The following is a 24,477-nucleotide window of genomic DNA, read 5'->3' as shown; positions in this document are numbered from 1 at the left end:
TTACTTCTCCTTCTTGGCGCCGTAGCGGCTGCGAGCCTGCTTACGGTTCTTGACGCCCTGCGTGTCGAGGGAACCGCGGATGATCTTGTAGCGAACACCCGGCAGGTCCTTCACACGACCGCCACGCACGAGCACGATCGAGTGCTCCTGCAGGTTGTGGCCCTCACCCGGGATGTAAGCAGTGACTTCGATCCCGCTGGTCAGACGCACACGCGCGACCTTACGCAGGGCCGAGTTCGGCTTCTTCGGGGTGGTCGTGAACACACGCGTGCAGACGCCACGACGCTGAGGGGAACCCTCAAGTGCGGGCGTCTTGTTCTTCTCGACCTTGTCCTGCCGGCCCTTGCGGACCAGCTGCTGGATCGTAGGCACTACTTCTCCGGTTTCTGTGTGCCGATCACTGTGAAACTAACCTGGAACACTCCCGACCCACGCGGTCGGGTGTGTCGAACACTGGAAGCCCCCGCCGAAGCGGAGAAGTCACAGATTGCGATGGCCGTTCACGGACTCGCGGTGCGGTTGAGGACACGCACACGAGCCCAGGCACACCCCAGGCACAAGGTCTGAGCGTACCTACCTCATGGACTCCGGTCAAAACAAATGCCCACGCGCGGGACGGGCCGGGCACGCGGCGACGGACCAGGTCAGGCGTACACCCCTGCGGGCGCCGCTCGGGTCACGCGTCCTCACCCTCTTCGCGGCCCTCGCGGGAGGGCCGGGGATGGCGCAGCCTCGGTATCGTCGGAACCTTGGAGCTGCGGCTCTTGGGCACGAAGGTCGCGCGGGTGTGACGCTCCGGCTCCGTGGGGGTGCCGGCCCCGCGACCGTCGGTCGCGGGCGGAGGGCCGGAAGGCTGCCCACTCGCGTCGCCCGGCGTCGGGGCGGGGTCCGCCCGCTCCTCGGGTAAGCGGTCGGCCGCCTCGGCGTCGTGGGACCGGCGGTCGGGCTGGAACGGGATCACCGCGGCCTGGCCCGGGGTACGGGAGACCAGCGAGAGGCGGCGCGCCTGGGCGGCCTGCCGCAGTGCCGGTTCGTACTCGGCGGCCGCGTCGCGCCAGCCGCTCGCGTACGCGTCGAGCTCACGGCGTTCGATCTCGGCGCGCAGCAGGACGACCAGGCCCTCGGGAGCGTGGTCCTCCAGGTACTGACCGAGCGAGGCGAGCAGTCCGGGCAGGTTTCGCGACGGAGGAAGAGGCCGCGGATCGCGGTCGTCCCGACCGGGAGGGAGGGAGGGCGGGCCGGCGGAACCGCCGTTCGGCCGGGAGCATCCATCGCCCTCGACCATGCGTCACTCTCTTTCACGTCCCGTCGCCGCCCGGCGGCGCCACAGGTAGGTCCGCCTGCGCGCGCAGACAGGAAGACAGGCCGCAGCAGCTTACTCGGCGCCCGGTCGGGGCTACTCCCCGATATGCCGCCGGTCATGCCGCTGAGTTGCCGGGGGGAGGAACTGCCCGGCCACTCTGATGAACATCTCGCGCTGGTCGTCGGGGACGCCCAGCGCGGCCGCCGCCTCCTCCAGCGTCAGCCGGGAAGCCCCGCCGTCCGCGCCCACGGGCGCGGCGCGGGGCCGCTCGGGGAGGGGCAGGTCCGCTTCGGTGAGCCTGCCGGAGCGGATGAGCATGTCCCGGACCGGTACGCGCAGGACGTGCGCGAGCCGCCGGGTGGTCTCCAGGTCGGGCATGCTCTGGCGCTGGAGCAGTCTGGTGATGGCGGCGCGATGGACGCCCGCCTCGTCGGCAAGCCGGGACTTTCCGCCGCCGCGGGGACTGTCGATGTCGTAGCCGCGCCGCCGGATCAGGTTTTCGACCCAGCTGGCGAACTGCTCGAGCTCACTGGTGGTCATGGGGGTGCCTCCCTCCGAAGCAGAGCACCACCCTAGCGCTCTCGCGCGCACAGAATTAATCCCCCCGCAAACACGTTCTTTGTGAGGGTTTTTCACCGAGCCAAGGCAATTTCGGCCCAGGCCACTTCATTTTTGTTGCGCGCTCGCTCGCAACATGCCATCGTGCCGCCATGACCTCATCAACCCCGCCGCCGGACGACGAGCGCGACCCGCGGTCGACGTGGTGGCGCTCCGCCGCCGCGTGCTCCGGGATGCCTCCGCAGATCGTCTTCGCCCGCCGGGAGAGGGACGCGGCACCGGCCCTGCGCGCGTGTGCGCGCTGCCCTGTCCTGCGCCGCTGCGAGGAGACCGTGGCCCCCGCCGACAACTGGTTCGACGGCGTGAGCGCCGGACGCCTCTGGCGCAACGGCCGCCCGGTCACCCGCGCCCAGCACACCGCCAAGCACCGAGGGGAACGCTGATGGCACCCACCACCCCGACACCCGCCGCCAAGGACACCGCTCTCTGGCTCGACCTGCTGGTCCGTCAGCTCCCGGAGCTGCTCGTCGAACTGTCCCCCGGCACCCGGAGCCGGTCCGGCGACCGCCCCGAGCCCACCGCCGCCGAACTCGCCGCCCGTGATGCCCGCATCCGCGAGGAGCGCCGTGACGCGCTCGCCGTCGAGCGGACCCACGGCCTCACCGCCCCCGGCCACTCCGCAGCCCCGCTGCGGCTCCATGTCTCCGACGCGCTGCGCGACATCAGCGACGGGGTGACCGAACTCGACGAGGCGGTGCACGACAAGCTCGGCCTCGGCCGGCCCCGCCGCGCCACCGTCCCCCAGCGGCTCACCCGCATCCGCGCCCTGCTCGGCCGGATCGCCGCGGAGCCCGTGCTGGCGGCCCATGTCAGGGACGAGCTGCGCCGGATGGCCCGGCGCTGCGGGCGCGCGCTCGGCGACACCGAGGCGATGGTCCGGGTCGGCGGGCGCTGTCCTTGGTGCGCCTCGGTCTCGCTGCGCGCCTTTCCGGCCCGGCGGGCCGTGCTCTGCGTGAACCCCGCGTGCCGGTGCTCCAGGACGGACTGCGACTGCCGTACGGACCTGGCCTTCCGGCACCTGTGGCACGAGGACGCCTGGTCGGCGCTGTCGGCGAACGGCGGCGACCTGGCGGAGATCGGCACGGCGCTCGACGAGCGGGCGCCGGCTTCGGTGCGCGGAGGTGCGTACCGGTGAACACCTCCACCCGGCAGCCCCTGATCACCGGCTTGCTCGCCGCGCAGGAGGTCGCCGTGGCCCCTGCGACCATCCGCAAGTGGGTCCAGCTGGGCCACCTCGCGCCGGCCGGACGGCAGGGCCGCGCCCAGCTGTTCCGTCTGGAGGACGTCTTCGCCGCGGAACGCGCCACGCGCCGGCGTTCCTGACCGCACCCGGCCCCGAACGCGGAAAGCGAGGCGGCCGCACCCCTCGGGGTGCGGCCGCCTCGTCCTCGCTGAGCCCGCTCGTACGGTTCGGGCGGCGTCCCGGCTCCCGGCCTGCCCCGGGACCGTTCAGCGGACGCCTTTCAGGACCCGGCACGGCCGCCGGCCGGCCGTTTCCGGTCGGCTCGCTTCAGCGGCCGTCGTCCTGACTGTCGTCCGGTCCGTCGCCCGAACCCCGGCCCGGGGAGGGCGCGGGCGACTCCGGGGCGGCGGCGGGTGGTTCGGGGAGGCGCAGGATCCGGGCCGTTCCGGTGTCGTCGCCGGACACCAGGTCCATCGCCTCGCGCCAGCCGCTCGTGAACCCGCGGACCTCCGCGTCGATGGTCGCCCGCACGGCGACCTTGTTCACGACCGCCGCCAACGCGCGAGCCACCTCCCCGGTGTACGTGCCCGCCTCCCCCGCTTCGGCCGCCACCTCCACGGCAGCGGCCACCACATCGGCAAGCCGTTCTCCCGGACTGCTGACCATCACGCCTCCCCTTCACCACTTAGGCGCCCGCGCTCCAGAATCGCCACCTTCTCGAATGTGCGTTCGATGCAAGGCAGCGTAACGCAGGGACGTCGAGGCGTGCGGCACCTCACAGGCACCACACGCCCCAAATTGCGAACGCGGACAAGATAATTGCGCGCTCGCGCGATCGTCGTATTCGGCCTTCCGGATCAGCGCACCGCCGCCTGCCACAGCGTCACGGCGAGCGCCGCGCACGACGTCAGCGCGGCCAGTGAAGGCAGCGGCCAGCGCGTGCGCTCCAGCGCGTCGAGCCGTTCCTCGTGCTCGCCGAGCACCTTGTCGGTCTGGTCGGCACGTTGCAGCAGCAGCGCCAGATCACCGCGTGTGGTGGCGAACCCGACGTCCACCGAACGCCGCAGTCGCTCCAGTTCCACGACCACGCCTCTCTCCTCGTACTCCCGCATCATCCGCGGCCCTCCTCTCCTTGTGCGGACGGCGCTCGCGGTGCCGCCGTCCGCCGCAGCCACGGCGGCAGCCACCGCTGCACCGCGGGCGCGGACATCACGCGGCTGAGCGCCGCCGCCATTGCCGCGGCGCCGGCCAGCACGGGCACGTCCCGTACGGCCGGCTCCTCGGCCAGCAGCGGAGCCGCCGCGAGCAGCGCGCAGCCCGCCTGCGCGAACGTGCGGAGCGCCCGTCGCGTCGTCTCGGTCATGGTCGGACACCCCTTCTCTTGTTCTCTTGGCCGTCCTCCTCGGACCCGGCGGGACCACACCCACCGGACCCGCCCCCGTCGGCCTCAGGTCCGGGGAACCCGGAGCCGGTCCCAGCTCGCACGGCCCGGGGTTCCGTCGGCGCCGGCGCCGCGATAGCCGAGCTTGCGCTGCCAGGCCGCGTACGACGCACGGTCCGCGGCGCCCCACACCGGCCCGGGGCCGACGGAGTACCGGCCGCACCCCTCGGCCACCAGCCGCTCGCCGACGGCGGTGAACAGGGGGTCGCGGTGGCCCGGCACGAAGAAGGCACCGCCCGGGAACGGCGCGTACGCCGGCGTGGGCGGTGCCGACGGACCGGACGGACGGCCGCCGAGGCGCTTGCCGATGCGGCCGCGCATCCCGTCCATGGAGAACGACGGGTCGATCTTGCGCCGGGTCCACTCCTTGTGGCCGATCACGCTCGCCCCGGACCAGCCGTGCGCGCGGCACACAGCGGCGGAGAGGCGTTCCACGGCATCCAGTTGGGCCGCCGGGTACGGATCGCGGCCGTTGCCGAGATTCTCGATCTCGAAACCGTAGAAGCGGGCATTGCCGTCGACCGCGTCAGGCCCCGGAGAGGGGACCGCACGTTCCGCGCGTACGGCGGCCAGTACGGCGCTACTGCCGTTCCCGGCGTGATTGGTACGGCCGTAACCGACCAGGTGCACGGTGCCGTCCTTGGCGACGACGCCGACGCACAGGGGGCCCGGCAGGTCCGGCACGCCCCGGCGGCAGAAGCCGACGCTGCTGGAGCCGGCGGTGTGGTGGAGCATCACTCCGTGGACCGGCCCCCAGGGACCCTTGTGGTTGCGGTTGTAGGTGTTCCAGCCGGTGTGTTCGGTGATGCGTACGCCCTCGGCGCGCAGTGCGCGGGCGAAGGCGTCGGCGGACAGAGGTGCCGCCATCGGGTCCTCCTCGGGTCGGGATCGGGGGCCGCAGGGCGAAAAACGGCCCCGGCCCGCCGTGGGGCACGGCGGGCCGGGGCCGGGGAATGCGGAACGAGCAGGGAACACGCGCGAAGGTCCGGTCAGAACACCGGATCCACCCGCAGGAACCGGTGGGCGAACGTGGCCGTGTTGGCCGTCGCCGAGGACCGGTACGCGGGCGTGGCGGTGTACGCGACACCGCCGCTCAGTCCGCTGACCTGGAACTGGGCCGACGCGGAGCACTGCATGTTTCCGCCGAAGAGCGCTGCGCGGGTGTCGGCCGTGGCCAAGGTGATCGTCGTGCCCTGCTTGACGGTCATCGACATGTAACCGGCCCCGGTGGCAACGCTGCTGCTCATCCGGGCGCCGATCGTCACGAGGACCGTGCCGGACGGCGGGGCGGTGAAGGCCGCCACCATCGTGTCGCCGGTGGATCCGGTCAGGGCTTCGACGTACGACGCGGACGCCGTCGTACCGGCCACCGGATTGAGCTTCAGGACCGGGCTCGGAGTGACCGGGTGCCAGTAACTGCCGGTGTAGTAGTAGTACCGGCCCGGGGTGGCGACCCAGGCCAGCATCCCCGTCACCGGCGTGGCGATCGAGGACAGGCTGGTGGTGTTGGCGACCCGCAGCACCGTCCGCCCGTCCAGTGCCTCGGCGAGGGACTGGAGGTGCTGGGGCACGTTGGCCGCGTCGGTGGGCTGCGGGTAGGGCAGATTGCTGAGCGGGGTGAGCTGGACCATGACAGGGCCCTCCTGGGATACGGGTACGAAAAGGGCCGGCGCCCCGCAGGACGCCGGCCAACGGTCGGAGGCGGCGGAGGGATCAGCCGCCGAGGGGTGGCGGCAGGGTGTCCGGCGGCATACCGCCGTCGTCCTCCCGCGAGACCGGATCGTCGATGGGCACCGGAACGGGCGCGGGCGCGTCCGGTGACGGATGCGAAGGATCGTCCTCGGGCCGCGCCGGTTCCCCGGAGCCCGGCAACGCGTCCCCCTCACCGTCGGCGGCCATGAACACCGCCTCCGGCCCGGAGACGAGTGCGGCGGTGGTGTCCTCCACCGCCGCCGCGTCGAGTACGGGGATCTCGGTCCCCCTCGCGTCGGCCCGGGTCACGCCACACCTCCCAGCGTCTCCACCAGCGTCCGGTACGTGATCTGCTCCGCCGTCAGGTCGGCGAGCTGCGCGTACTGTGCCGTCACCATCTGGTACGTGCGCAGTCGCCCGTACGCCGGATCCAGCGGCGCGTCCGGCACCAGGCCCTCGTCGGCCGGAACCCCGTTGTAGCCGGTCCCGCGCAGGGTCAGGGTCTGCTGCGGAGCCGACCCCGCCGTATATGTGGTGCGTATCCCGACCACCCACGCGAGGGTGTCCAGCTTCGCGCCGGCCGTGTCCACGACCCTCACCACGTCGCCCAGCTGGAGCCGCGGGTCGTGCAGCACCTCGACCTCGCCCAGCACCGGCACCGGATACCGTCCGGCGTCGAGCATGGTCTGCGCCAGGGTGTACGCCGTGTTCGCGGACTGCACCCATTCCGACGCGGGCGCGAGGTACTGCTGCTTGCCGTAGTACTGCTGGCTCGTCGGACTCCAGCGTGCCCACACGCGCTGCGCGGGGTCCGCCGACCGCTTGAGCGGGTCGATCTGCACCGAGGGCTTGCCGTCCTTGGTGACCGTCCACACACTCGTTGTCCCGGTGTTCGTGAACCGGACGATGTACGCCGGCCCCTCCCGGCGGGAACTGACCGTGACCCGGCCCTTCACCGCCGTACCACCCGTCGCCGCGCTGCCGAACCGCACCCGGTGGGTGGCGATCGACGCGGAGGTGTCGTCCACGATCGTCAGCGGCCCGATGTCGCTCTCGTCGTCCGCGATCGCATACGAGACCTCCTCCGGTACTCCGGGCTTGATCTCCCTGATCCGGGTGTCGGTCTGCGCCGTACCGTGGGCGAGTCCGATGCCCGCCCAGTCCTGGTACGGCTGCTCGCAGTGGTTGCGGCAGGCGTCGATCTCCTCGCTGACGGTGAGCGAGGAGATGTCCCGGACGGTGGTGACGGTGGTGTCCGGGGCCGCCGGCACCTTGTTGAACCGCGACGGACCGCGCCAGTGGAAGACGCCCTGCTCGTCGAACTCGGCCGTGGACATGGACGCGCGGGCGATCTCCGTGATCGCGTCCCACTGCGATCCCGAGACCTTGGGGATGTCGTACAGCGGCAGCGCGGCCTCGTCGAGCTCCGCGCCCTTGCGCCACTGGTCCTTCTGCTCCCACTCCGCGCGCGGGTAGGAAGCGGTGTCCGCCCACGCCCGGTCGGTGACCTGGAGGCACTCCACCGCCATGTCCGTGACCAGGTCGATCTGCTGGAGCTCGGAATGCGGGTGGGCGCCGGCGGCCTCGGTGAACGTCCCCGTACCACCGACGTGGTAGGAGCCGTCGGGCGCGGTGAGTCGCGGCTGCACCGTCGGCAGCACGGTGGTTCCGGTCCCCCGGGTGTCCACCATGAACCCCAGGTGCCAACCGCCCCGCAGGGCCGCCAGCTTGGGGAACCCCCAGCTGAAGTACCAGGAGCCGCCGTCGACCGTCCCGGAGAAGATCTGGACTGTCCCCGTCGAGATGTCGAACTTGCCGCTGATGTAGCCGGCGGCGCCGCCGCTGCGGTCGAAGACGGCCTTCATCTCGATCACGCTGTCCTTGGCCAGCGCCGTGTTGACCCAGCACTCGACCTGGAACACCTTGCCGGGCAGCACGAACCGTGACCGCGGCATCCAGGACGCCCGCAACCCGGCCTGCTCCGGCATCAGCGCCATCTCGAACGGTGCGCCGTCCCGGATCCACCGGTAGGACGAGCTGACGGGCAGCACCTCCGGCTGCCCGTACGTCGCGTTGAAGCCACCGTGCAGCGAGGCGTACAGGACCGTGAACGGTGCCAGGTCCTTGTCGTCGGCCAGGGGCGCCCGCGGCGGCGGGCAGGTGTGGATGCCGCCCTGGCGCAGCAGTTCGTCGACGCACCAGGTCGCCGTGGCGACCGGACGGCCGTAGTAGAAACCCTGGTACGGGCGCGGCAGCGAGGCCGGACCGCGCAGCCGCTCGGCGCCGTCCAGGGCCTGGATGGTCACACTGTCGCTGCCCGACGCGGCCGACCGGGACCGGACCGTTCCACGGAACGTGGGAAGCGTCCGGTCCGCAACCCCGGCGGAGTGCACGACCGACTGCCCGGGGCGCACCACGTCACCGGTGGCCCGGTCGGCCCAGGCCGAGTACAGGCGCGGCGCGTGTTCGCCGCCGGCCCCGCCGAGCAGCATCTCCAGCTGCGCCGAGGCGCTGCCCGACACGGCGCGCATCGCCTCGGGCAGGTCGGTGTTGTAGGCCCGCTCCACCTTCCACGACTGGATCTGGGCGCCGAGCTCCCGGCCGCCGAGGCGGGTCGAGTGGGCGGGGGCCCGCTCCGGGGCGGCGAGTGCGGCGTCCAGGCTCTCGTCAGTTGGCTGCACCGCGCACCTCCACGAGATCGATTCCGATGTTCCGGTACGGCAGCCGGGGGGACGGTGTGTCGGTCAGGCCGGTGACCGCCATGGGCGGGCACCCGTCGCCGAGCGCGTAGCCGACCGGCGCCTCGCCGATGGTGAGGCAGGCGCCGGCCAGCGCGGTGGCGCCGGTCTTCCCGGGCCGGCCGACCGGGGTGGCGAAGGCGGCGCCGGCCGGAGCGGTGCCGGAGACGACACCGCCGGTGACCGAAACGGTCGACAGGTACGACCCGTCCACCGCCTTCCAGTCGAGCTGGGCGGTGCACAGCGCGGGGTCCCACTCCGGCGGGACCATCCACGACACGTTCATGCCCGGCGCCACGGGCCAGCCGGTCCAGGTGCCGTGTGCCCAGCCGATGGCACTGGCGACGTCCCGGCAGTCCCCGGTGAAGACGTCACCGACGGAGGGCCGCAGCGTCATGTCGCCGGCCACCGTGAACCAGTGGTCACCGCCCCTCACGTCCCGGCTCTGCCCGGCCGCCTGGAGCGGGTCGAGCAGGTTGACCGAAGCCGGGTCGAGTACGACCACCGAGCCGCCGGCGTACACGTTCTGCCCGAGCATTCCCGGCCCGCTGATCCTGCGGGCGAGCCGCACCAGGTGCTGGGCGTCCTCGGGTTCCAGCCACTCGAAGGCGAGCTTCATCCGACGGGTGGTCCTGGGCGGGGCGACGAGCGTCACGTGTCCCTCCAGCGACCGGAACTCGGACACGTTGAGGTCGGGGCTGCGGTCCCAGCTCTTCGCGGCCTGCGAGATCTCCCGCAGCAGACCGGGCTTGCCGATCCAGAGGTTCCTTGCCATGTCTGCCTACCTCCGGGCGAGCTGGCGCTGCCCGACGAGGACGGCGCGGGCGATGGTCTGGGAGTCCACCTGAACGTGGACGGGACGGTCGGCGAGACGCTCGACGGCTTCGGCGAGGCGTGCGATCTGCGCACGGTTCGCACCGGGGCTCATCATCCGGTCGAGCTTGCTCAGCGGGATGACGGCCTCGGACTCCCCGCCCTCACCGATCAGCGCCAGCGTTCCGCCGTTGCGCGCCGGTACGACACCGCCCTTGGCGAGGTGCGGGACCGGGATCTTCGGCAGGTTGATGGAGAACGACTTGCCACCGAACTTGGGCACCCAGCTGGGGATGCTGACCTTGAACCCGTTCAGCGCGCCGATGACCACGTTGACCGCACTGGCGAACCCGCGGAACGGGGTGAGCAGCATGTTGCCGATACCGCGCAGGACCGGCCCGATCGCCTTCATCGCGGCGGAGGTCGCGGACGAGATGGCCTTCATTCCCGCCTTGAACCCCTTCTGCACGACCGCGACGATCTTGTCGACCTTCACGAACTGAAGGATCAGCGGCGCGAGCAGTGTCATGATCAGGCCGAACGGACTGGCCGCCATGGCCAGGTTGAGCCCCTTCTGCGCCAGGCTCGCTCCCTTGAGCCCCTTGGTGAGCCCGCCCCCCATGGTCTTTCCTGCTTTGTCGGCGTTCTTGCCGGCCTTCCCGACGGACTTCTCGACGGCGTCGGACTGCTGCTTCACCCCCTGGAGCGCGGTCTTGGCCTTGTCCGCCGACCCCTTGAGCTTGTCCAGCGCTCCCTTGAGCTTGTCGGCCCCGCCCTTGGCCGTTCCCAACGAGGTGTTGGCGGTGCGCAGCCCCGTGCGCAGCTTGCCCACCGCGGTGTCGCCCTGTGTGGTGGAGGTACGCAGCTTCCCGATGGCGGCGCCTGCCCGGTCCGCGCCGCCGCGGATGGTGTTGAGGGCGGAGTTTCCCTGCCCTACCGCCGACTTGAGACGGGTCAGTGGCGTCGTTCCACCGGCCACGACCCGGTTGAAGCCCTGCATGGCAGAGCCGGCTGTTCTCAGACTTCCGGCGAGTGACATCCCCGCTCCTGCCTTTCCCTAGTTTTGCGGACACCGACGGTCCGCACCCCGGACATGTCCCTCATCAGCCGCTGAGCGCATTGGAAACTCTTTCGACCTGGGTTACCGTGCGCCGCAGGTCGCTGTGGAGCTGACCGACGGCGGTCTTGGCAGCCCTGGCGTTCTTGTTCGCTTCTTCCCCGGCCTTTTTGAGGGCCTCTTCCTTATCCTTGATCACTTTCATGCGCGCTTCGAGCTTCGTGAGCTTTTCGGCACGCCCCTTGATCTTCGCCACCTTCCGGTCGACCTTCTTCTCGATCGCCTCTACCCGACGCAAGTCCTGTCCGTTGGCGAAGCGAATATCCATGACTTTCTGTGCGGCGTTCGCCCGGCCCCCCGATCCGGCCTGATCCCGCAATTCACGCGCGCTGTCCCCGCCCTCCTCCACCCTTCCCTTGATGGATTCCAGACGGGCAACCTTCTTATTTATGGCCTCCTGATCTTCGCTGACCTTTTTGTTGACCCGGTCGATGCGCTCCTGCAGAGACTTCTTCTGGTCCGCCCAGGGGAACGTGACGACCTGACGTCCGCGCAGTGTTATGCCCTTCTCGTCCGCCTTGAGGAGGGTGAAATCCGCCTTGACGAACGTCAACCCCAGAGCCAGGCCGCCGAGTTCGTACTTGATCAGCGTGACCGAATGCTGAAGGTCGCGATACAGTGCCTTCTGGTGCTCGATATCGTTCTTGTTCATCCAGAAGGGGCGAACCCACGCCTCTTCTTTGGGTGCCGGTGCCGGTGTCGGAGTAGCCACCAGTCCTCCCTTTCCTTATGGCATGTCGATCCTCGCTGGAGTTCGCATGACGTATCTCGATTTCCCGCCCTGGATCTCCTACGTAATACTCGTCGCCCCCACGGCAGCCACATTCCCCTTTGCCGCAACACGCCTCTACGCACATCTGCGCCTGAAGAAGAGAGGGGCCAAAACAGCGGGGACATGCCGTTCCTCGTACTACCTGAACGGTTCCTTTTCGCTCTCCTACAGCTATCGGGACCACAAGAACGGGCTGCACTTCCGGACAGCGAAGTCGGACGACTTCGGGCTGACGGGCGAGAAAGGAGAGTCCCTCCCGGTCGTCTTCGACCCCGCATTCCCGGGCCTGTCCCGTACGCAGGCCGAACTGCGACGCCTGCTGCCCTGGTCCCCGGTCAGCACCGGTACCTGGGCAGTGATCCAGGCAGGCTGTGTGGTGTTTGCCGGCGCGAGGGGCTTCGGCTGAGCGAGCGAACACCCATGGAGTTCGCGACGCCGGCGCAGGGGGGCGAACCGGATGAGCGCCGTCACCCGAAGAACGACACCAGCTGGGCCGGACCCGGCCCCGGTGCTTCCGGCTCCACCGCCGGCGCTTCGGCAGCTGGCTCAGCGCCCGGACGCGGCACCGGCGTCGGAAAGTCGAGACGCTCCGCGTCCTCGTCCTGATTCACGGTGGCGAACATCCAGTTCGCCTCGGCCAGCTGGTCCACCGTCGTGGCCAGCAGATAGTCGGAGACCGACCACTCGGCCGCCTCCCCGTGCAGTTCCCGCGCCACCGCACTGTCCCGCGGCAGGTGCTTGAGCAGCACCGAGAGCCGTCTGGAGGTCATCAGACCCCGGTGCCAGTCGAGCAGATCGAGGCCGTAATGGCGGAGCAGGTCCGCCTCGAGGGCCTCGGCGTGTTCGTCGACGAACGCACCGAGGCTCAGTCTTCCCCCAGGCCGAGCCCGGTCTCCTTGCCGTACGCCTCCAGGATGGCGGCGATGTCCTGCATGGTGATCTCGTGGTGGTCGAAGCGCGCGTACTGCTTCTCGCCGAGCAGCAGCCGCAGCAGACCGTCGACGTCGTTGTCGTCGAGGTCGCGCAGCTTGCGGGCGGTCGCCCGGGTCAGCTCGGTCGGCAGCTCGAAGACGTCGTCGTCGAGCTCGAAGGTCCAGGCGCGGCCGAGCGCTTCGAGGCGCTGGGCGCGAGCGGCGTTGACGTTGAAGCCGGACATGAAAGGGCTCCTTCGCGGAAGGGAACAAAAGGGGAACAGGGTGCGGAAACGGAACGGAACGCGGAAGCGTGCCCGAGGGCACGGGAGAAGCGGCGGGGGCCCGCGGAACGGGCCCCCGCCGCTGTCACCGGGCCTTACACAGCGCCGAAGGCCTTGTCCTTCATGATCCACGTGGCCAGGGTCGAGCTGTTCTCGGCGGCCAGCGCCGTGAAGGTGACACCGAGCTTCAGCGCGCCCGTACGGGACAGCCCGATCTCCTCGGTCTCGGTGACCTGGCCGCGCGGGATGATGAAGCGGTACGTGACGTCCGCACCGTCCTTGAACTCGATACCGAGCTGACGCTCGTCCTGCTTCGGCTCGGCGGCAAGCTTGTACTGGTACGTGTCGGTGACACCGGTGGCGGTCACCGGGGTGACGGCGTCGCCGCCCATGAAGAACGACAGCGTGTCCTTGTTCAGCTGGAGCAGCTGGAACTTCACCGTCAGATCGCGGTCCGAGTAGATGAACCGCGCCGGGCTCACCGACTGCCAGGTGTCGACCGGGTCGATCTTGTCCTTCTTGTTGAACTTGATGCCGTCGGTGGTGGTGTAGCCCAGCTCGGTCCAGCCGGCCGCCCACTCGTCACCGGTGTGGGCCGGAGCGGCCGGACCGGTCGTCCCGGCCTTCGCGACGAGGATCCGGCCGGTTCCGGCGACGCGGATCTGACTGCCGTTGTTGCCTGCCATGTCTGCTCCTTGGATGGGTGGCGCGGCGGCGGATGCCGTCGCGCCGGTGTACGGAAATGACGAAGGCCCCGCCGGTGGCGGGGCCTGCGAGGAAGAACGTTCGGGTCAAGCGGGCCGGACGGAGATCCGGACGGTCGAGAGGTAGCGGTTGCCGGCGGGCCGGTTGTAGTCGGGCAGCCAGCGCGGCCCGTCCGCCTCGGCGACATCGGTGACCGCCGCCCCGCCGTACGTGGTACCGGTCAGGGTGAGAACCGCGGTACGGGCCGCCAGCGCGACCGTGTGCGCCGCCGTCTTGTCCGGCCCGTACACCTCCAGGTCGATCAGCGGCTGGTCGAGGTGGAGATCGTCCACCCACGCGCCGCCGACCCGGGAGACGAGGACGGCCTTCTGGGTGCCGTCGAAACCGGCCGGGGGCTTGTTGTCGACCACCGTCCCGGCCAACTCCGGCCGGTTCTTGAGGTGATCGACGACGAGCCGTTCCGCGTCCGGGAAGGCAAGGGGACTCACATGGACACTCCCTTCGGGGGCCTGTGCTGCGCTGCTGCGGAAAACACGAAGCGGCAGGTCCGCCGCCCGGGGGTTCCGGGCGCAGCTCTGCCGCTGCCCCAACTGTGATCCATGGAGGCGGACTTCGCAACTCAGTACGAGAACCGGTCCAGGAAACGCCGCAGGGCGGCCACCCCGTGAAGGGTGGCCGCCCTGCGGACGTACAGACACGCGCTCTTACTGGTTGTACGGACCGTAGTCGTAGTCCTCCAGCGGAACGGCCTGGCCGGAGCCGGTGCCGAACGGCGAGTAGTCGATGTCGTCGTAGCCGACGGCCGAGTACATCGCGGCCTTGGCCTCCTCGGTGGGCTCCACCCGGATGTTGCGGTAGCGGGACAGGCCCGTACCGGCCGGGATGAGCTTACCGATGATGACGTTCTCCTTGAGGCCGATCAGGGAGTCGGACTTGGCGTTGATCGCCGCGTCCGTCAGAACCCTGGTCGTCTCCTGGAAGGACGCCGCCGACAGCCACGACTCGGTCGCCAGCGAGGCCTTGGTGATACCCATCAGCTGCGGACGGCCGGAGGCCGGGTGGCCGCCTTCCGTGACCACGCGACGGTTCTCGCCCTCGAAGCGGCCGCGCTCGACGAGCTCGCCCGGAAGCAGCTCGGCGTCGCCCGACTCGATGATCGTCACGCGGCGGAGCATCTGCCGGATGATGATCTCGATGTGCTTGTCGTGGATCGACACACCCTGGCTGTTGTAGACCTTCTGGACTTCGCCGACCAGGTGGACCTGGACCGCGCGCTGACCGAGGATCCGCAGCACGTCGTGCGGGTTGGTGGCACCCACGGTGAGCTTCTGGCCCACCTCGACGTGGTCGCCCTCGCCCACCAGCAGACGGGCACGCTTCGAGATCGGGAACGCCGTCTCGTCGCTGCCGTCGTCCGGGGTGACGACGATCTTCTTGGTCTTCTCGGTCTCCTCGATACGGATGCGGCCGGCCGCCTCCGAGATCGGGGCGACACCCTTGGGCGTACGGGCCTCGAAGAGCTCGACGACACGGGGCAGACCCTGGGTGATGTCGTCACCGGCCACACCACCGGTGTGGAAGGTACGCATCGTCAGCTGCGTGCCGGGCTCACCGATGGACTGGGCGGCGATGATGCCGACCGCCTCACCGATGTCGACCAGCTTGCCGGTGGCCAGCGAGCGGCCGTAGCAGAAGGCACAGGTGCCGACCGCGGACTCGCAGGTCAGGACCGAGCGGGTCTTGACCTCCTCGACGCCGTGCATGACCAGCTGGTCGATGAGCACGTCACCGAGGTCGACGTTGGCCGGCGCGATGACCTTGCCGTCGATGACGACGTCCTCGGCGAGCATGCGTGCGTACACGCTCGTCTCGACGTCGTCGGTCTTGCGGAGGACGCCGTCGGCGCCCTTCTCCGCGATCTTCAGCTTGAGGCCGCGGTCGGTGCCGCAGTCCTCCTCGCGGATGATCACGTCCTGCGAGACGTCCACCAGACGACGGGTCAGGTAACCCGAGTCGGCGGTACGCAGGGCGGTGTCGGCCAGACCCTTACGGGCACCGTGGGTGGAGATGAAGTACTCCAGCACGGACAGACCCTCACGGAACGACGCCTTGATGGGACGCGGAATCGTCTCGTTCTTGGCGTTCGACACCAGACCACGCATACCGGCGATCTGACGCATCTGCATCATGTTTCCTCGGGCACCCGAGTCAACCATCATGAAGATGGGGTTCGTCTTGGGGAAGTTCGCGTTCATCGCCTCGGCAACCTCGTTGGTCGCCTTGGTCCAGATCGCGATGAGCTCCTGAGTGCGCTCTTCCTTGGTGATGAGACCGCGCTCGTACTGCTTCTGGACCTTCTCGTCCTGTGCCTCGTAGCCCTTGACGATGGCCTTCTTGGCCTCGGGCACGACGACGTCGGAGATGGCCACGGTGACGCCCGAACGGGTCGCCCAGTGGAAGCCGGCCGCCTTCAGGTTGTCGAGCGTCGCCGCCACGATGACCTTGGGGTAGCGCTCCGCCAGGTCGTTGACGATCTCGGAGAGCTGCTTCTTGCCCACCGAGTAGTCGACGAACGGGTAGTCCTCGGGCAGCAGCTCGTTGAAGAGCGCGCGGCCCAGGGTCGTACGCAGCCGGAAGCTGTCGCCCTGCTGGTACTCCTGCTCGCCCTCCTCGGCGACCGGCGGCACCCAGCCACGCGGCGGGATGGTGCCCACCGGGAAGCGGATGTCGACCTTCGCCTGGAGCGAGAGCTCGCGGTTGTCGAACGCCATGGTCGCCTCGGCGGTGGAGCCGAAGGAGCGGCCCGCGCCGATGACCTTGCGCTCTTCCTCGTCGGTCGTGAGGAAGAAGAGACCGAGAACCATGTCCTGGGTCGGCATGGTGACGGGACGACCGTCGGCCGGCTTCAGGATGTTGTTCGAGGACAGCATCAGGATGCGGGCCTCGGCCTGCGCCTCCGCGGAGAGCGGCAGGTGCACGGCCATCTGGTCACCGTCGAAGTCCGCGTTGAACGCGGTGCAGACGAGCGGGTGGATCTGGATGGCCTTGCCCTCGACCAGCTGCGGCTCGAAGGCCTGGATGCCGAGGCGGTGCAGCGTCGGCGCACGGTTCAGCAGAACCGGGTGCTCGGCGATGACCTCTTCCAGGACGTCGTACACGACCGTGCGGCCGCGCTCGACCATGCGCTTCGCCGACTTGATGTTCTGCGCGTGGTTCAGGTCGACCAGGCGCTTCATCACGAACGGCTTGAAGAGCTCCAGCGCCATGGCCTTGGGCAGACCGCACTGGTGCAGCTTGAGCTGCGGGCCGACGACGATCACGGAACGCGCGGAGTAGTCCACACGCTTGCCGAGAAGGTTCTGACGGAATCGGCCCTGCTTGCCCTTGAGCATGTCGGACAGCGACTTCAGCGGACGGTTGCCGGGGCCCGTGACCGGGCGACCACGACGGCCGTTGTCGAAGAGCGCGTCGACGGCCTCCTGAAGCATGCGCTTCTCGTTGTTCACGATGATCTCGGGGGCACCGAGGTCAAGGAGACGCTTGAGGCGGTTGTTACGGTTGATCACGCGGCGGTACAGGTCGTTCAGGTCGGAGGTCGCGAAGCGGCCACCGTCCAGCTGCACCATCGGACGCAGGTCCGGCGGGATGACCGGGACGCAGTCCAGCACCATGCCCTTGGGGCTGTTGCTGGTCTGCAGGAACGCCGAGACGACCTTGAGGCGCTTGAGCGCACGGGTCTTCTTCTGGCCCTTGCCGGTACGGATGATCTCGCGGAGCTTCTCGGCCTCTTCGTCCAGGTCGAAGGACTCCAGGCGCTTCTGCAGAGCAGCGGCGCCCATCGAGCCGTCGAAGTACGTGCCGAAGCGGTCGCGCAGCTCGCGGTAGAGCAGCTCGTCGCCCTCGAGGTCCTGGACCTTGAGGTTCTTGAAGCGGCTCCACACCTCGTCGAGACGGTCGATCTCGCGCTGCGCACGGTCGCGCAGCTGCTTCATCTCACGCTCGGCGCCTTCGCGCACCTTGCGGCGCACGTCGGCCTTGGCGCCCTCGGCCTCGAGCTCGGCCAGGTCGGTCTCGAGCTTCTTGGCGCGGGCTTCGAGGTCGGCGTCGCGGCGGTTCTCGATCTGCTGACGCTCCACGGAGACGTGCGCCTCCAGCGACGGCAGGTCGCGCGTGCGGCGCTCCTCGTCCACGAACGTGATCATGTACGCGGCGAAGTAGATGACCTTCTCGAGGTCCTTCGGCGCGAGGTCGAGCAGGTAGCCGAGGCGCGAAGGAACGCCCTTGAAGTACCAGATGTGCGTGACAGGGGCGGCCAGCTCAATGTGGCCCATCCGCTCACGGCGCACCTTGGCGCGAGTGACCTCGACGCCGCAGCGCTCACAGATGATGCCCTTGAAGCGGACACGCTTGTACTTGCCGCAGTAGCACTCCCAGTCCCGGGTCGGACCGAAGATCTTCTCGCAGAAGAGTCCGTCCTTCTCGGGCTTGAGCGTGCGGTAGTTGATGGTCTCCGGCTTCTTCACTTCGCCGTGCGACCAGGTCCGGATGTCGTCCGCGGTGGCGAGGCCGATCCGCAGCTCGTCGAAGAAGTTGACGTCGAGCACTTGTCGTCAATCCCTCTTTCGGGGTCGAGAGTCAATCATGGTCTGAACGGGTCCGGGGAGAGCCGGCCGCCGCGGTGAAGCGGCGGCCGGCCAACCCGTCAGACCTCTTCGACGCTGCTCGGCTCGCGCCGGGACAGGTCGATACCGAGCTCTTCCGCAGCGCGGAAGACGTCCTCGTCGGTGTCGCGCATCTCGATGGACATGCCGTCCGAGGACAGCACCTCCACGTTGAGGCACAGGGACTGCATCTCCTTGATGAGCACCTTGAAGGACTCGGGGATGCCGGGCTCAGGAATGTTCTCGCCCTTGACGATGGCCTCGTAGACCTTCACGCGGCCGGTGACGTCGTCGGACTTGATGGTCAGCAGTTCCTGGAGGGCGTAAGCGGCGCCGTAAGCCTCGAGCGCCCACACCTCCATCTCACCGAAGCGCTGGCCACCGAACTGGGCCTTACCACCCAGCGGCTGCTGGGTGATCATGGAGTACGGACCGGTCGAACGGGCGTGGAGCTTGTCGTCGACCAGGTGGTGGAGCTTGAGGATGTACATGTACCCGACCGAGACCGGGTCCGGGAACGGCTCGCCCGAGCGGCCGTCGAACAGGTGGGCCTTGCCGGACGGAAGGACCATCCGGTTGCCGTCGCGGTTCGGGATCGTGGACTCGAAGAGACCGGAGATCTCGTCCTCGCGCGCACCGTCGAAGACCGGCGTGGCGACGTTGGTGCCGGGGGCGACCTCGTCGGCGCCGATGGCCTTCAGACGCTCCATCCAGTCCTCGCTGCCCTCGACCTTCCAGCCCTGGCTGGCGAGCCAGCCCAGGTGGATCTCGAGGACCTGTCCCGGGTTCATTCGGGACGGGACACCCAGCGGGTTGAGGATGATGTCGACCGGGGTGCCGTCCTCCAGGAACGGCATGTCCTCGATCGGCAGGATCTTCGAGATGACGCCCTTGTTGCCGTGACGGCCGGCGAGCTTGTCACCATCGGTGATCTTGCGCTTCTGCGCGACGTAGACGCGGACCAGCTGGTTCACGCCCGGCGGCAGCTCGTCGCCCTCTTCGCGGTCGAAGACGCGGACGCCGATGATCTTGCCGACCTCGCCGTGCGGGACCTTCAGCGAGGTGTCGCGCACCTCGCGCGCCTTCTCACCGAAGATCGCGCGCAGCAGGCGCTCTTCCGGCGTCAGCTCGGTCTCGCCCTTGGGCGTGACCTTGCCGACGAGGATGTCACCGGCGACGACCTCGGCACCGATACGGATGATGCCGCGCTCGTCGAGGTCCGCGAGGACCTCTTCGGAGACGTTCGGGATGTCCCGGGTGATCTCCTCCGGGCCGAGCTTGGTGTCACGGGCGTCGACCTCGTGCTCCTCGATGTGGATCGAGGAGAGGACGTCGTCCTGCACCAGACGCTGGCTGAGGATGATCGCGTCTTCGTAGTTGTGGCCCTCCCACGGCATGAACGCCACGAGGAGGTTCTTGCCGAGCGCCATCTCACCCTGCTGGGTGGCCGGACCGTCGGCGAGGACCTGGCCCTCGACGACGCGGGCGCCCTCGTCCACGACAACCTTCTGGTTGACCGAGGTGCCCTGGTTCGAGCGGGAGAACTTGGCGATCCGGTACGTGGTGTACGTGCCGTCGTCGTTGGTGACGGTGACGTAGTCCGCGGAGACCTCCTGGACCACACCGTCCTTCTCCGCCTTGATGACGTCACCGGCGTCGACCGCGCAGCGGTACTCCATGCCGGTGCCGACGAGCGGCGCCTCGGACGTGATCAGCGGCACGGCCTGACGCATCATGTTCGCGCCCATGAGCGCGCGGTTGGCGTCGTCGTGCTCGAGGAACGGGATCATCGCGGTGGCGACCGACACCATCTGGCGCGGCGAGACGTCCATGTAGTCGACGTCGTCACCGGGGATGTAGTCGATCTCGCCGCCACGACGGCGGACCAGCACGCGGGACTCTTCGAAGCGCATGTCCTCGGAGAGCGTCGCGTTGGCCTGCGCGATGACGAAGCGGTCTTCCTCATCGGCGGTCAGGTAGTCGACGTCGTCGGTGACGACACCGTCGACGACCTTGCGGTACGGCGTCTCGACGAAGCCGAACGCGTTGACGCGGCCGTACGAGGCGAGCGAACCGATCAGACCGATGTTCGGGCCTTCGGGAGTCTCGATCGGGCACATGCGGCCGTAGTGAGACGGGTGCACGTCACGGACCTCGAAGCCGGCCCGCTCACGGGAGAGACCACCCGGGCCAAGAGCCGACAGACGGCGCTTGTGGGTGAGACCCGACAGCGGGTTGTTCTGGTCCATGAACTGCGACAACTGGCTGGTGCCGAAGAACTCCTTGATGGAGGCGACGACCGGCCGGATGTTGATCAGGGTCTGAGGCGTGATCGCCTCGACGTCCTGAGTCGTCATGCGCTCGCGCACGACGCGCTCCATACGAGCCAGACCCGTGCGGACCTGGTTCTGGATGAGCTCGCCGACGTTGCGCAGACGACGGTTGCCGAAGTGGTCGATGTCGTCGGTCTCGACGACGATGCTGCGACCCGACTCGCCGACCGTCTCGACCTCGCCGGCGTGCAGCCGGACCAGGTACTTGATGGTGGCGATGATGTCCTTGCTGGTGAGGACACCGGCGTTCAGCGGCTCATCGGCGCCGAGCTTCTTGTTCACCTTGTAGCGGCCGACCTTCGCGAGGTCGTAGCGCTTCGGGTTGAAGTAGAGGTTCTCGAGCAGCGTCTGAGCAGCCTCGCGCGTGGGCGGCTCGCCCGGGCGCAGCTTGCGGTAGATGTCGAGCAGCGCGTCGTCCTGGCCCTGGGTGTGGTCCTTTTCCAGGGTGGCGCGCATGGACTCGTACTCGCCGAACTCTTCGAGGATCTGCTCGGTGGTCCAGCCGAGAGCCTTGAGGAGGACGGTGACGGACTGCTTGCGCTTGCGGTCGATGCGGACACCGACCATGTCGCGCTTGTCGATCTCCATCTCCAGCCAGGCACCCCGGGACGGGATGATCTTGGCCGAGAAGATGTCCTTGTCGGACGTCTTGTCGATGGAGGAGTCGAAGTAGACACCCGGCGAGCGGACCAGCTGCGACACCACGACACGCTCGGTGCCGTTGATGACGAAGGTGCCCTTGTTCGTCATGAGCGGGAAGTCGCCCATGAAGACCGTCTGGGACTTGATCTCACCGGTCTCGTTGTTGGTGAACTCCGCAGTGACGAAGAGGGGAGCCGCGAACGTGAAGTCGCGCTCCTTGCACTCGTCGATCGAGTTCTTCGGAGGCTCGAAGCGGTGGTCGCGGAACGTCAGCGACATCGACCCGGAGAAGTCTTCGATCGGCGAGATCTCCTCGAAGATCTCTTCCAGACCAGACTTGGTGGGGACGTCCTGTCCGCTCTCGAGAGCGGCCTCGACGCGACCCTTCCAAGCGGCATTGCCGAGCAGCCAGTCAAAGCTCTCGGTCTGCAGCGCGAGGAGGTTAGGAACCTCGAGGGGCTCCTTGATCTTTGCAAAGGAGATGCGCAGCGGGGCGGTGCTGGCGCCGTTGTTCGTATTGGAGGTCGAGGCGTTGCGCGAGGCGGCCAAGAGGGGGTCCTTCCGAGGGCTCGGACTCACTACGCGCGTACCGGTCCCAAGCTGGCACAGCGGCAGATATCCCTGGTCAGGGAAGTCGGTCATCGATGCTCGAGCGTGGGCATGCCCCTGGTGACGGGCAGGAGGCAGCTAACAGGCAGCGCAAAGGGTCAGTGTAGCCACTCGGCTCACTGATGTCCAGAGCGGGTTCTTTGAGACCCTCGCTGTACTCAACTCCTGCGGAAAACCATGCGCTGTATGCGCATATCGATACTGCCCTCTGCGTCGCCGATCCATGCCTCGGATCCGGATCGGTATGACAACGCGTCCTGAGAATTGCGCGCCTCGTGCGGTTCGTCAAGGCCCCCCGCCCTCCGGAAGGGGCGGACACCGGCCACGGCGCCGCACAGCACCTGGACACCGCGAGGCGTACGGCGAAGATCACGATACTCGCCGGGGCGCCAAGAGCAAGAACGGCGCCCCGGGAACGCCTAAGGGCGACCACCCGAACGGGTGGTCGCCCTTAGGACGAGAGCAGCTGAGTCAGAGACTCAACGAGGTCACTTGACCTCGACGGCCGCGCCCGCGCCCTTGAGGGACTCGGCAGCCTTCTCGGCGGCCTCCTTGGTGACCTTCTCGAGGACCGGCTTCGGAGCGCCGTCGACGAGGTCCTTGGCCTCCTTCAGACCCAGCGAGGTCAGCTCACGCACGACCTTGATGACCTGGATCTTCTTGTCGCCGGCACCGGTGAGGATGACGTCGAACTCGTCCTGCTCCTCGGCGGCCTCGGCGGCACCGGCGGCACCGCCGGCGGCGGGGGCGGCGGCAACCGCGGCAGCGGCGGTGACGTCGAACTTCTCCTCGAAGGCCTTCACGAACTCGGAGAGCTCGATGAGGGTCATCTCCTCGAACTGCGCGAGCAGGTCGTCCTGGGTGAGCTTCGCCATGATGGCGTCCTTCCACTAATTCGGCTGGTGCCGATGTACATGTGAGGCGGGCGTACTTCCGGCCCGCTGCGACCTGCGCCTAGACGGCGCCGGTCAGAAAGCGAGCCGAATTACTCGGCACCGCCCTGCTCGGCCTGCTTGGCACGAAGCGCCTCCGCGGTGCGGACGAACTTCGAGGGAAGCGCCTTGAACAGCGAGGCAGTCTGGGACTGCTTGCCCTTCATGGCGCCCGCCAGCTTGGCGAGCAGAACCTCGCGGGACTCGAGGTCCGCAAGCTTCTTGATCTCATCGGCGGACAGCGCCTTGCCATCAAGGACACCGCCCTTGATGATCAGGTTCGGGTTCTCCTTGGCGAAGTCACGAAGACCCTTCGCCGACTCCACCGGGTCACCGGTGATGAAGGCAACCGCCGTCGGGCCTGCGAACAGGTCGTCCAGCGTGTTGATCCCGGCCTCGTTGGCCGCGATCTTGGTCAGCGTGTTCTTCACCACGGCGTACTGGGCGTTCTCACCGAGCGAACGACGCAGCGTCTTGAGCTGCGTCACGGTGAGACCCCGGTACTCGGTCAGCACGGCGGCGTTCGAGCTACGGAACTGGTCCGCGAGCTCGGCTACCGCGGCAGCCTTGTCGGGCCTTGCCATAGAGCGTCGGCCTCCTTCCGGGTGATGAGGACCGCTCAGAAGGGGCTGGGCAAAACGAAACGCCCCGGCGCAGGCGCACGGGGCTGAGCTCGACCGGCTGTGCTTTCTCAAGCACGCCCGGGAGCTTTCCACGACACCTGCGCAGGTCGTCCGCACCTAGCGGATCCTTCGGCCACCGCACCTTTCGCAAGGCACGGCAACGACCAGCGGTCTTTGGCTTCTGGGGAAGACTACGCGAACGGTTCGCCCACAAGCAAATCGGGCCCCGTACCTCCCCTGGGGGAGGTACGGGGCCCGATCAGAGCCGCTCAGTGAGCCCTGGGAGAGCCCAGGGCCCGACCCGGTCAGACAGCTGCCGGGTCTTCCTCGACGAGGAGGTTACGGGTGCGGTTCGGGTCCAGCGGGATGCCGGGACCCATCGTCGTGGCGAGGGCGGCCTTCTTGATGTAGCGGCCCTTCGCGGCGGACGGCTTGAGACGGAGGATCTCCTCCAGCGCCGCGGCGTAGTTCTCGACCAGCTTCGTCTCGTCGAAGGAGACCTTGCCGATGATGAAGTGCAGGTTCGAGTGCTTGTCGACGCGGAACTCGATCTTGCCGCCCTTGATGTCCGTGACAGCCTTCGCCACGTCCGGGGTGACCGTTCCGGTCTTCGGGTTCGGCATCAGACCACGCGGACCGAGCACGCGGCCGAGGCGGCCGACCTTGCCCATGAGGTCCGGGGTGGCGACGACGGCGTCGAAGTCCAGACGGCCCTTCGCGACCTCGTCGATGAGCTCGTCGGAGCCGACGATGTCGGCGCCGGCGGCTTCCGCGGCCGCAGCACGGTCACCGGTCGCGAAGACCAGGACCCGGGCGGTCTTGCCGGTGCCGTGCGGCAGGTTCACGGTGCCGCGGACCATCTGGTCGGCCTTGCGCGGGTCGACACCCAGACGCATGGCGACCTCGACGGTGCCGTCGAACTTCGTGGTGGAGGTGTCCTTGGCGAGACGGACGGCCTCGAGCGGGGCGTACAGGCGCTCCCGGTCGATCTTCGCGTCCGCGCTGCGGAAGTTCTTGCTGCGCTTCACTTCTGCTCCTGAGGTATGGAGGGTGGAGTCGTGGTGCGGACCAGCGCTTGGCCCTACCACTGAGGTGCTACG

At 68.6% G+C, this 24,477-nt stretch carries 26 protein-coding genes; 4 read left to right on the top strand and 22 right to left on the bottom strand.

The annotated features are described in order from the left end of the window. The 3 genes from rpsL to ACWD0Y_RS07415 form a co-directional block, all read right to left on the bottom strand. A complete protein-coding gene (gene rpsL / locus ACWD0Y_RS07425; protein ID WP_003948652.1) occupies window positions 1-372 on the bottom strand; it encodes a 30S ribosomal protein S12 in 372 nt (123 codons plus the stop codon). A gap of 304 nt (window positions 373-676) precedes the next feature. After that, window positions 677-1,285, bottom strand: coding sequence for a hypothetical protein (locus ACWD0Y_RS07420; protein WP_450259464.1), 609 nt, complete (start codon window positions 1,283-1,285; stop codon window positions 677-679). Window positions 1,286-1,396: 111 nt separating this feature from the next. After that, complete coding sequence (locus ACWD0Y_RS07415) at window positions 1,397-1,843, bottom strand: helix-turn-helix domain-containing protein (protein ID WP_450259463.1); 447 nt, start codon at window positions 1,841-1,843, stop codon at window positions 1,397-1,399. Between the two features lie 170 nt (window positions 1,844-2,013). Here ACWD0Y_RS07415 and ACWD0Y_RS07410 point away from each other — a divergent pair, with 170 nt between their 5' ends. From ACWD0Y_RS07410 to ACWD0Y_RS07400, 3 genes are read left to right on the top strand one after another with little or no spacing between them, the layout of a single operon-like run. Next, window positions 2,014-2,304, top strand: coding sequence for a WhiB family transcriptional regulator (locus ACWD0Y_RS07410; protein WP_450259462.1), 291 nt, complete (start codon window positions 2,014-2,016; stop codon window positions 2,302-2,304). Beyond that, window positions 2,304-3,056, top strand: coding sequence for a hypothetical protein (locus tag ACWD0Y_RS07405; RefSeq protein ID WP_450259461.1), 753 nt, complete (start codon window positions 2,304-2,306; stop codon window positions 3,054-3,056). Before ACWD0Y_RS07410 ends, ACWD0Y_RS07405 begins: the two co-directional genes overlap by 1 nt. Further along, window positions 3,053-3,244, top strand: coding sequence for a hypothetical protein (locus ACWD0Y_RS07400; RefSeq protein WP_450259460.1), 192 nt, complete (start codon window positions 3,053-3,055; stop codon window positions 3,242-3,244). The genes ACWD0Y_RS07405 and ACWD0Y_RS07400 overlap by 4 nt, the downstream gene beginning before the upstream one ends. Window positions 3,245-3,431: 187 nt before the next feature. On the opposite strand, the gene ACWD0Y_RS07395 is transcribed toward ACWD0Y_RS07400, so the two are convergent. From ACWD0Y_RS07395 to ACWD0Y_RS07350, 10 genes are all read right to left on the bottom strand, one after another. After that, entirely contained in the window at window positions 3,432-3,770 is a 339-nt protein-coding gene (locus ACWD0Y_RS07395) for a hypothetical protein (RefSeq protein ID WP_450259459.1), read from the bottom strand. 191 nt (window positions 3,771-3,961) lie between these two features. After that, window positions 3,962-4,219 (bottom strand): hypothetical protein, encoded by a 258-nt coding sequence (locus tag ACWD0Y_RS07390; protein ID WP_093799552.1) that lies wholly within the window; start codon window positions 4,217-4,219, stop codon window positions 3,962-3,964. Then, a complete protein-coding gene (locus ACWD0Y_RS07385; protein WP_450259458.1) occupies window positions 4,216-4,467 on the bottom strand; it encodes a hypothetical protein in 252 nt (83 codons plus the stop codon). Before ACWD0Y_RS07385 ends, ACWD0Y_RS07390 begins: the two co-directional genes overlap by 4 nt. Before the next feature lie 84 nt (window positions 4,468-4,551). Continuing rightward, entirely contained in the window at window positions 4,552-5,412 is an 861-nt protein-coding gene (locus ACWD0Y_RS07380; RefSeq protein WP_450259457.1) for a peptidoglycan-binding protein, read from the bottom strand. Window positions 5,413-5,534: 122 nt separating this feature from the next. Continuing rightward, the gene (locus tag ACWD0Y_RS07375) at window positions 5,535-6,176 is read right to left on the bottom strand and encodes a hypothetical protein (RefSeq protein ID WP_450259456.1); all 642 of its coding nucleotides are present in this window, start codon (window positions 6,174-6,176) and stop codon (window positions 5,535-5,537) included. Window positions 6,177-6,258: 82 nt separating this feature from the next. Continuing rightward, window positions 6,259-6,546, bottom strand: coding sequence for a hypothetical protein (locus ACWD0Y_RS07370; protein WP_450259455.1), 288 nt, complete (start codon window positions 6,544-6,546; stop codon window positions 6,259-6,261). Then, the gene (locus tag ACWD0Y_RS07365; RefSeq protein ID WP_450259454.1) at window positions 6,543-8,918 is read right to left on the bottom strand and encodes a hypothetical protein; all 2,376 of its coding nucleotides are present in this window, start codon (window positions 8,916-8,918) and stop codon (window positions 6,543-6,545) included. Before ACWD0Y_RS07365 ends, ACWD0Y_RS07370 begins: the two co-directional genes overlap by 4 nt. Next, window positions 8,905-9,750, bottom strand: a complete 846-nt coding sequence (locus ACWD0Y_RS07360; RefSeq protein ID WP_450259453.1) for a hypothetical protein — start codon at window positions 9,748-9,750, stop codon at window positions 8,905-8,907. Before ACWD0Y_RS07360 ends, ACWD0Y_RS07365 begins: the two co-directional genes overlap by 14 nt. A gap of 6 nt (window positions 9,751-9,756) precedes the next feature. Then, on the bottom strand, window positions 9,757-10,827 hold the full coding sequence (locus tag ACWD0Y_RS07355; protein WP_450259452.1) for a hypothetical protein: 1,071 nt from the start codon (window positions 10,825-10,827) through the stop codon (window positions 9,757-9,759). A 64-nt stretch (window positions 10,828-10,891) separates the two neighbouring features. Beyond that, entirely contained in the window at window positions 10,892-11,617 is a 726-nt protein-coding gene (locus ACWD0Y_RS07350) for a hypothetical protein (RefSeq protein ID WP_450259451.1), read from the bottom strand. A gap of 22 nt (window positions 11,618-11,639) precedes the next feature. Between ACWD0Y_RS07350 and ACWD0Y_RS07345 the strand changes: the two genes are divergently transcribed. Next, window positions 11,640-12,083: a hypothetical protein gene (locus ACWD0Y_RS07345; RefSeq protein WP_450259450.1), complete on the top strand. Its 444-nt coding sequence runs from the start codon at window positions 11,640-11,642 to the stop codon at window positions 12,081-12,083. Between the two features lie 61 nt (window positions 12,084-12,144). On the opposite strand, the gene ACWD0Y_RS07340 is transcribed toward ACWD0Y_RS07345, so the two are convergent. From ACWD0Y_RS07340 to rplA, 9 genes are all read right to left on the bottom strand, one after another. Next, window positions 12,145-12,447 (bottom strand): hypothetical protein, encoded by a 303-nt coding sequence (locus tag ACWD0Y_RS07340; protein ID WP_450259449.1) that lies wholly within the window; start codon window positions 12,445-12,447, stop codon window positions 12,145-12,147. Window positions 12,448-12,542: 95 nt separating this feature from the next. Beyond that, on the bottom strand, window positions 12,543-12,833 hold the full coding sequence (locus ACWD0Y_RS07335; RefSeq protein WP_093799563.1) for a hypothetical protein: 291 nt from the start codon (window positions 12,831-12,833) through the stop codon (window positions 12,543-12,545). A 134-nt stretch (window positions 12,834-12,967) separates the two neighbouring features. Further along, entirely contained in the window at window positions 12,968-13,558 is a 591-nt protein-coding gene (locus tag ACWD0Y_RS07330) for a phage tail tube protein (protein WP_093799564.1), read from the bottom strand. A gap of 105 nt (window positions 13,559-13,663) precedes the next feature. Next, window positions 13,664-14,065, bottom strand: coding sequence for a hypothetical protein (locus ACWD0Y_RS07325; RefSeq protein WP_093799565.1), 402 nt, complete (start codon window positions 14,063-14,065; stop codon window positions 13,664-13,666). 216 nt (window positions 14,066-14,281) lie between these two features. Further along, complete coding sequence (locus tag ACWD0Y_RS07320) at window positions 14,282-18,181, bottom strand: DNA-directed RNA polymerase subunit beta' (RefSeq protein WP_450259448.1); 3,900 nt, start codon at window positions 18,179-18,181, stop codon at window positions 14,282-14,284. 98 nt (window positions 18,182-18,279) lie between these two features. Further along, the gene (rpoB, locus tag ACWD0Y_RS07315) at window positions 18,280-21,762 is read right to left on the bottom strand and encodes a DNA-directed RNA polymerase subunit beta (protein ID WP_450259447.1); all 3,483 of its coding nucleotides are present in this window, start codon (window positions 21,760-21,762) and stop codon (window positions 18,280-18,282) included. Window positions 21,763-22,310: 548 nt separating this feature from the next. Further along, entirely contained in the window at window positions 22,311-22,697 is a 387-nt protein-coding gene (gene rplL / locus ACWD0Y_RS07310) for a 50S ribosomal protein L7/L12 (protein ID WP_450259446.1), read from the bottom strand. A 110-nt stretch (window positions 22,698-22,807) separates the two neighbouring features. Continuing rightward, entirely contained in the window at window positions 22,808-23,338 is a 531-nt protein-coding gene (gene rplJ / locus ACWD0Y_RS07305) for a 50S ribosomal protein L10 (RefSeq protein ID WP_028812389.1), read from the bottom strand. A 344-nt stretch (window positions 23,339-23,682) separates the two neighbouring features. Further along, window positions 23,683-24,405, bottom strand: a complete 723-nt coding sequence (gene rplA / locus ACWD0Y_RS07300) for a 50S ribosomal protein L1 (protein ID WP_093799568.1) — start codon at window positions 24,403-24,405, stop codon at window positions 23,683-23,685. Window positions 24,406-24,477: the final 72 nt, after the last annotated feature.

The sequence above is a fragment of the Streptomyces altiplanensis genome, assembly GCF_053591575.1.
The sequence above is the reverse complement of the archived record's forward strand: the minus strand, read 5'-3'. Positions and strand labels throughout refer to the sequence as shown.

Coding starts and splice junctions, on each gene's coding strand:
- ACWD0Y_RS07380 (WP_450259457.1), bottom strand. CDS start 5,412: ATGGCGGCACCTCTGTCCGCCGACGCCTTCGCCCGCGCACTGCGCGCC.
- ACWD0Y_RS07355 (WP_450259452.1), bottom strand. CDS start 10,827: ATGTCACTCGCCGGAAGTCTGAGAACAGCCGGCTCTGCCATGCAGGGC.
- ACWD0Y_RS07330 (WP_093799564.1), bottom strand. CDS start 13,558: ATGGCAGGCAACAACGGCAGTCAGATCCGCGTCGCCGGAACCGGCCGG.
- ACWD0Y_RS07410 (WP_450259462.1), top strand. CDS start 2,014: ATGACCTCATCAACCCCGCCGCCGGACGACGAGCGCGACCCGCGGTCG.
- rplL (WP_450259446.1), bottom strand. CDS start 22,697: ATGGCGAAGCTCACCCAGGACGACCTGCTCGCGCAGTTCGAGGAGATG.
- ACWD0Y_RS07385 (WP_450259458.1), bottom strand. CDS start 4,467: ATGACCGAGACGACGCGACGGGCGCTCCGCACGTTCGCGCAGGCGGGC.
- ACWD0Y_RS07405 (WP_450259461.1), top strand. CDS start 2,304: ATGGCACCCACCACCCCGACACCCGCCGCCAAGGACACCGCTCTCTGG.
- ACWD0Y_RS07335 (WP_093799563.1), bottom strand. CDS start 12,833: ATGTCCGGCTTCAACGTCAACGCCGCTCGCGCCCAGCGCCTCGAAGCG.
- ACWD0Y_RS07375 (WP_450259456.1), bottom strand. CDS start 6,176: ATGGTCCAGCTCACCCCGCTCAGCAATCTGCCCTACCCGCAGCCCACC.
- ACWD0Y_RS07340 (WP_450259449.1), bottom strand. CDS start 12,447: ATGACCTCCAGACGGCTCTCGGTGCTGCTCAAGCACCTGCCGCGGGAC.
- ACWD0Y_RS07360 (WP_450259453.1), bottom strand. CDS start 9,750: ATGGCAAGGAACCTCTGGATCGGCAAGCCCGGTCTGCTGCGGGAGATC.
- rplJ (WP_028812389.1), bottom strand. CDS start 23,338: ATGGCAAGGCCCGACAAGGCTGCCGCGGTAGCCGAGCTCGCGGACCAG.
- ACWD0Y_RS07415 (WP_450259463.1), bottom strand. CDS start 1,843: ATGACCACCAGTGAGCTCGAGCAGTTCGCCAGCTGGGTCGAAAACCTG.
- ACWD0Y_RS07420 (WP_450259464.1), bottom strand. CDS start 1,285: ATGGTCGAGGGCGATGGATGCTCCCGGCCGAACGGCGGTTCCGCCGGC.
- ACWD0Y_RS07395 (WP_450259459.1), bottom strand. CDS start 3,770: ATGGTCAGCAGTCCGGGAGAACGGCTTGCCGATGTGGTGGCCGCTGCC.
- ACWD0Y_RS07345 (WP_450259450.1), top strand. CDS start 11,640: ATGTCGATCCTCGCTGGAGTTCGCATGACGTATCTCGATTTCCCGCCC.
- ACWD0Y_RS07390 (WP_093799552.1), bottom strand. CDS start 4,219: ATGATGCGGGAGTACGAGGAGAGAGGCGTGGTCGTGGAACTGGAGCGA.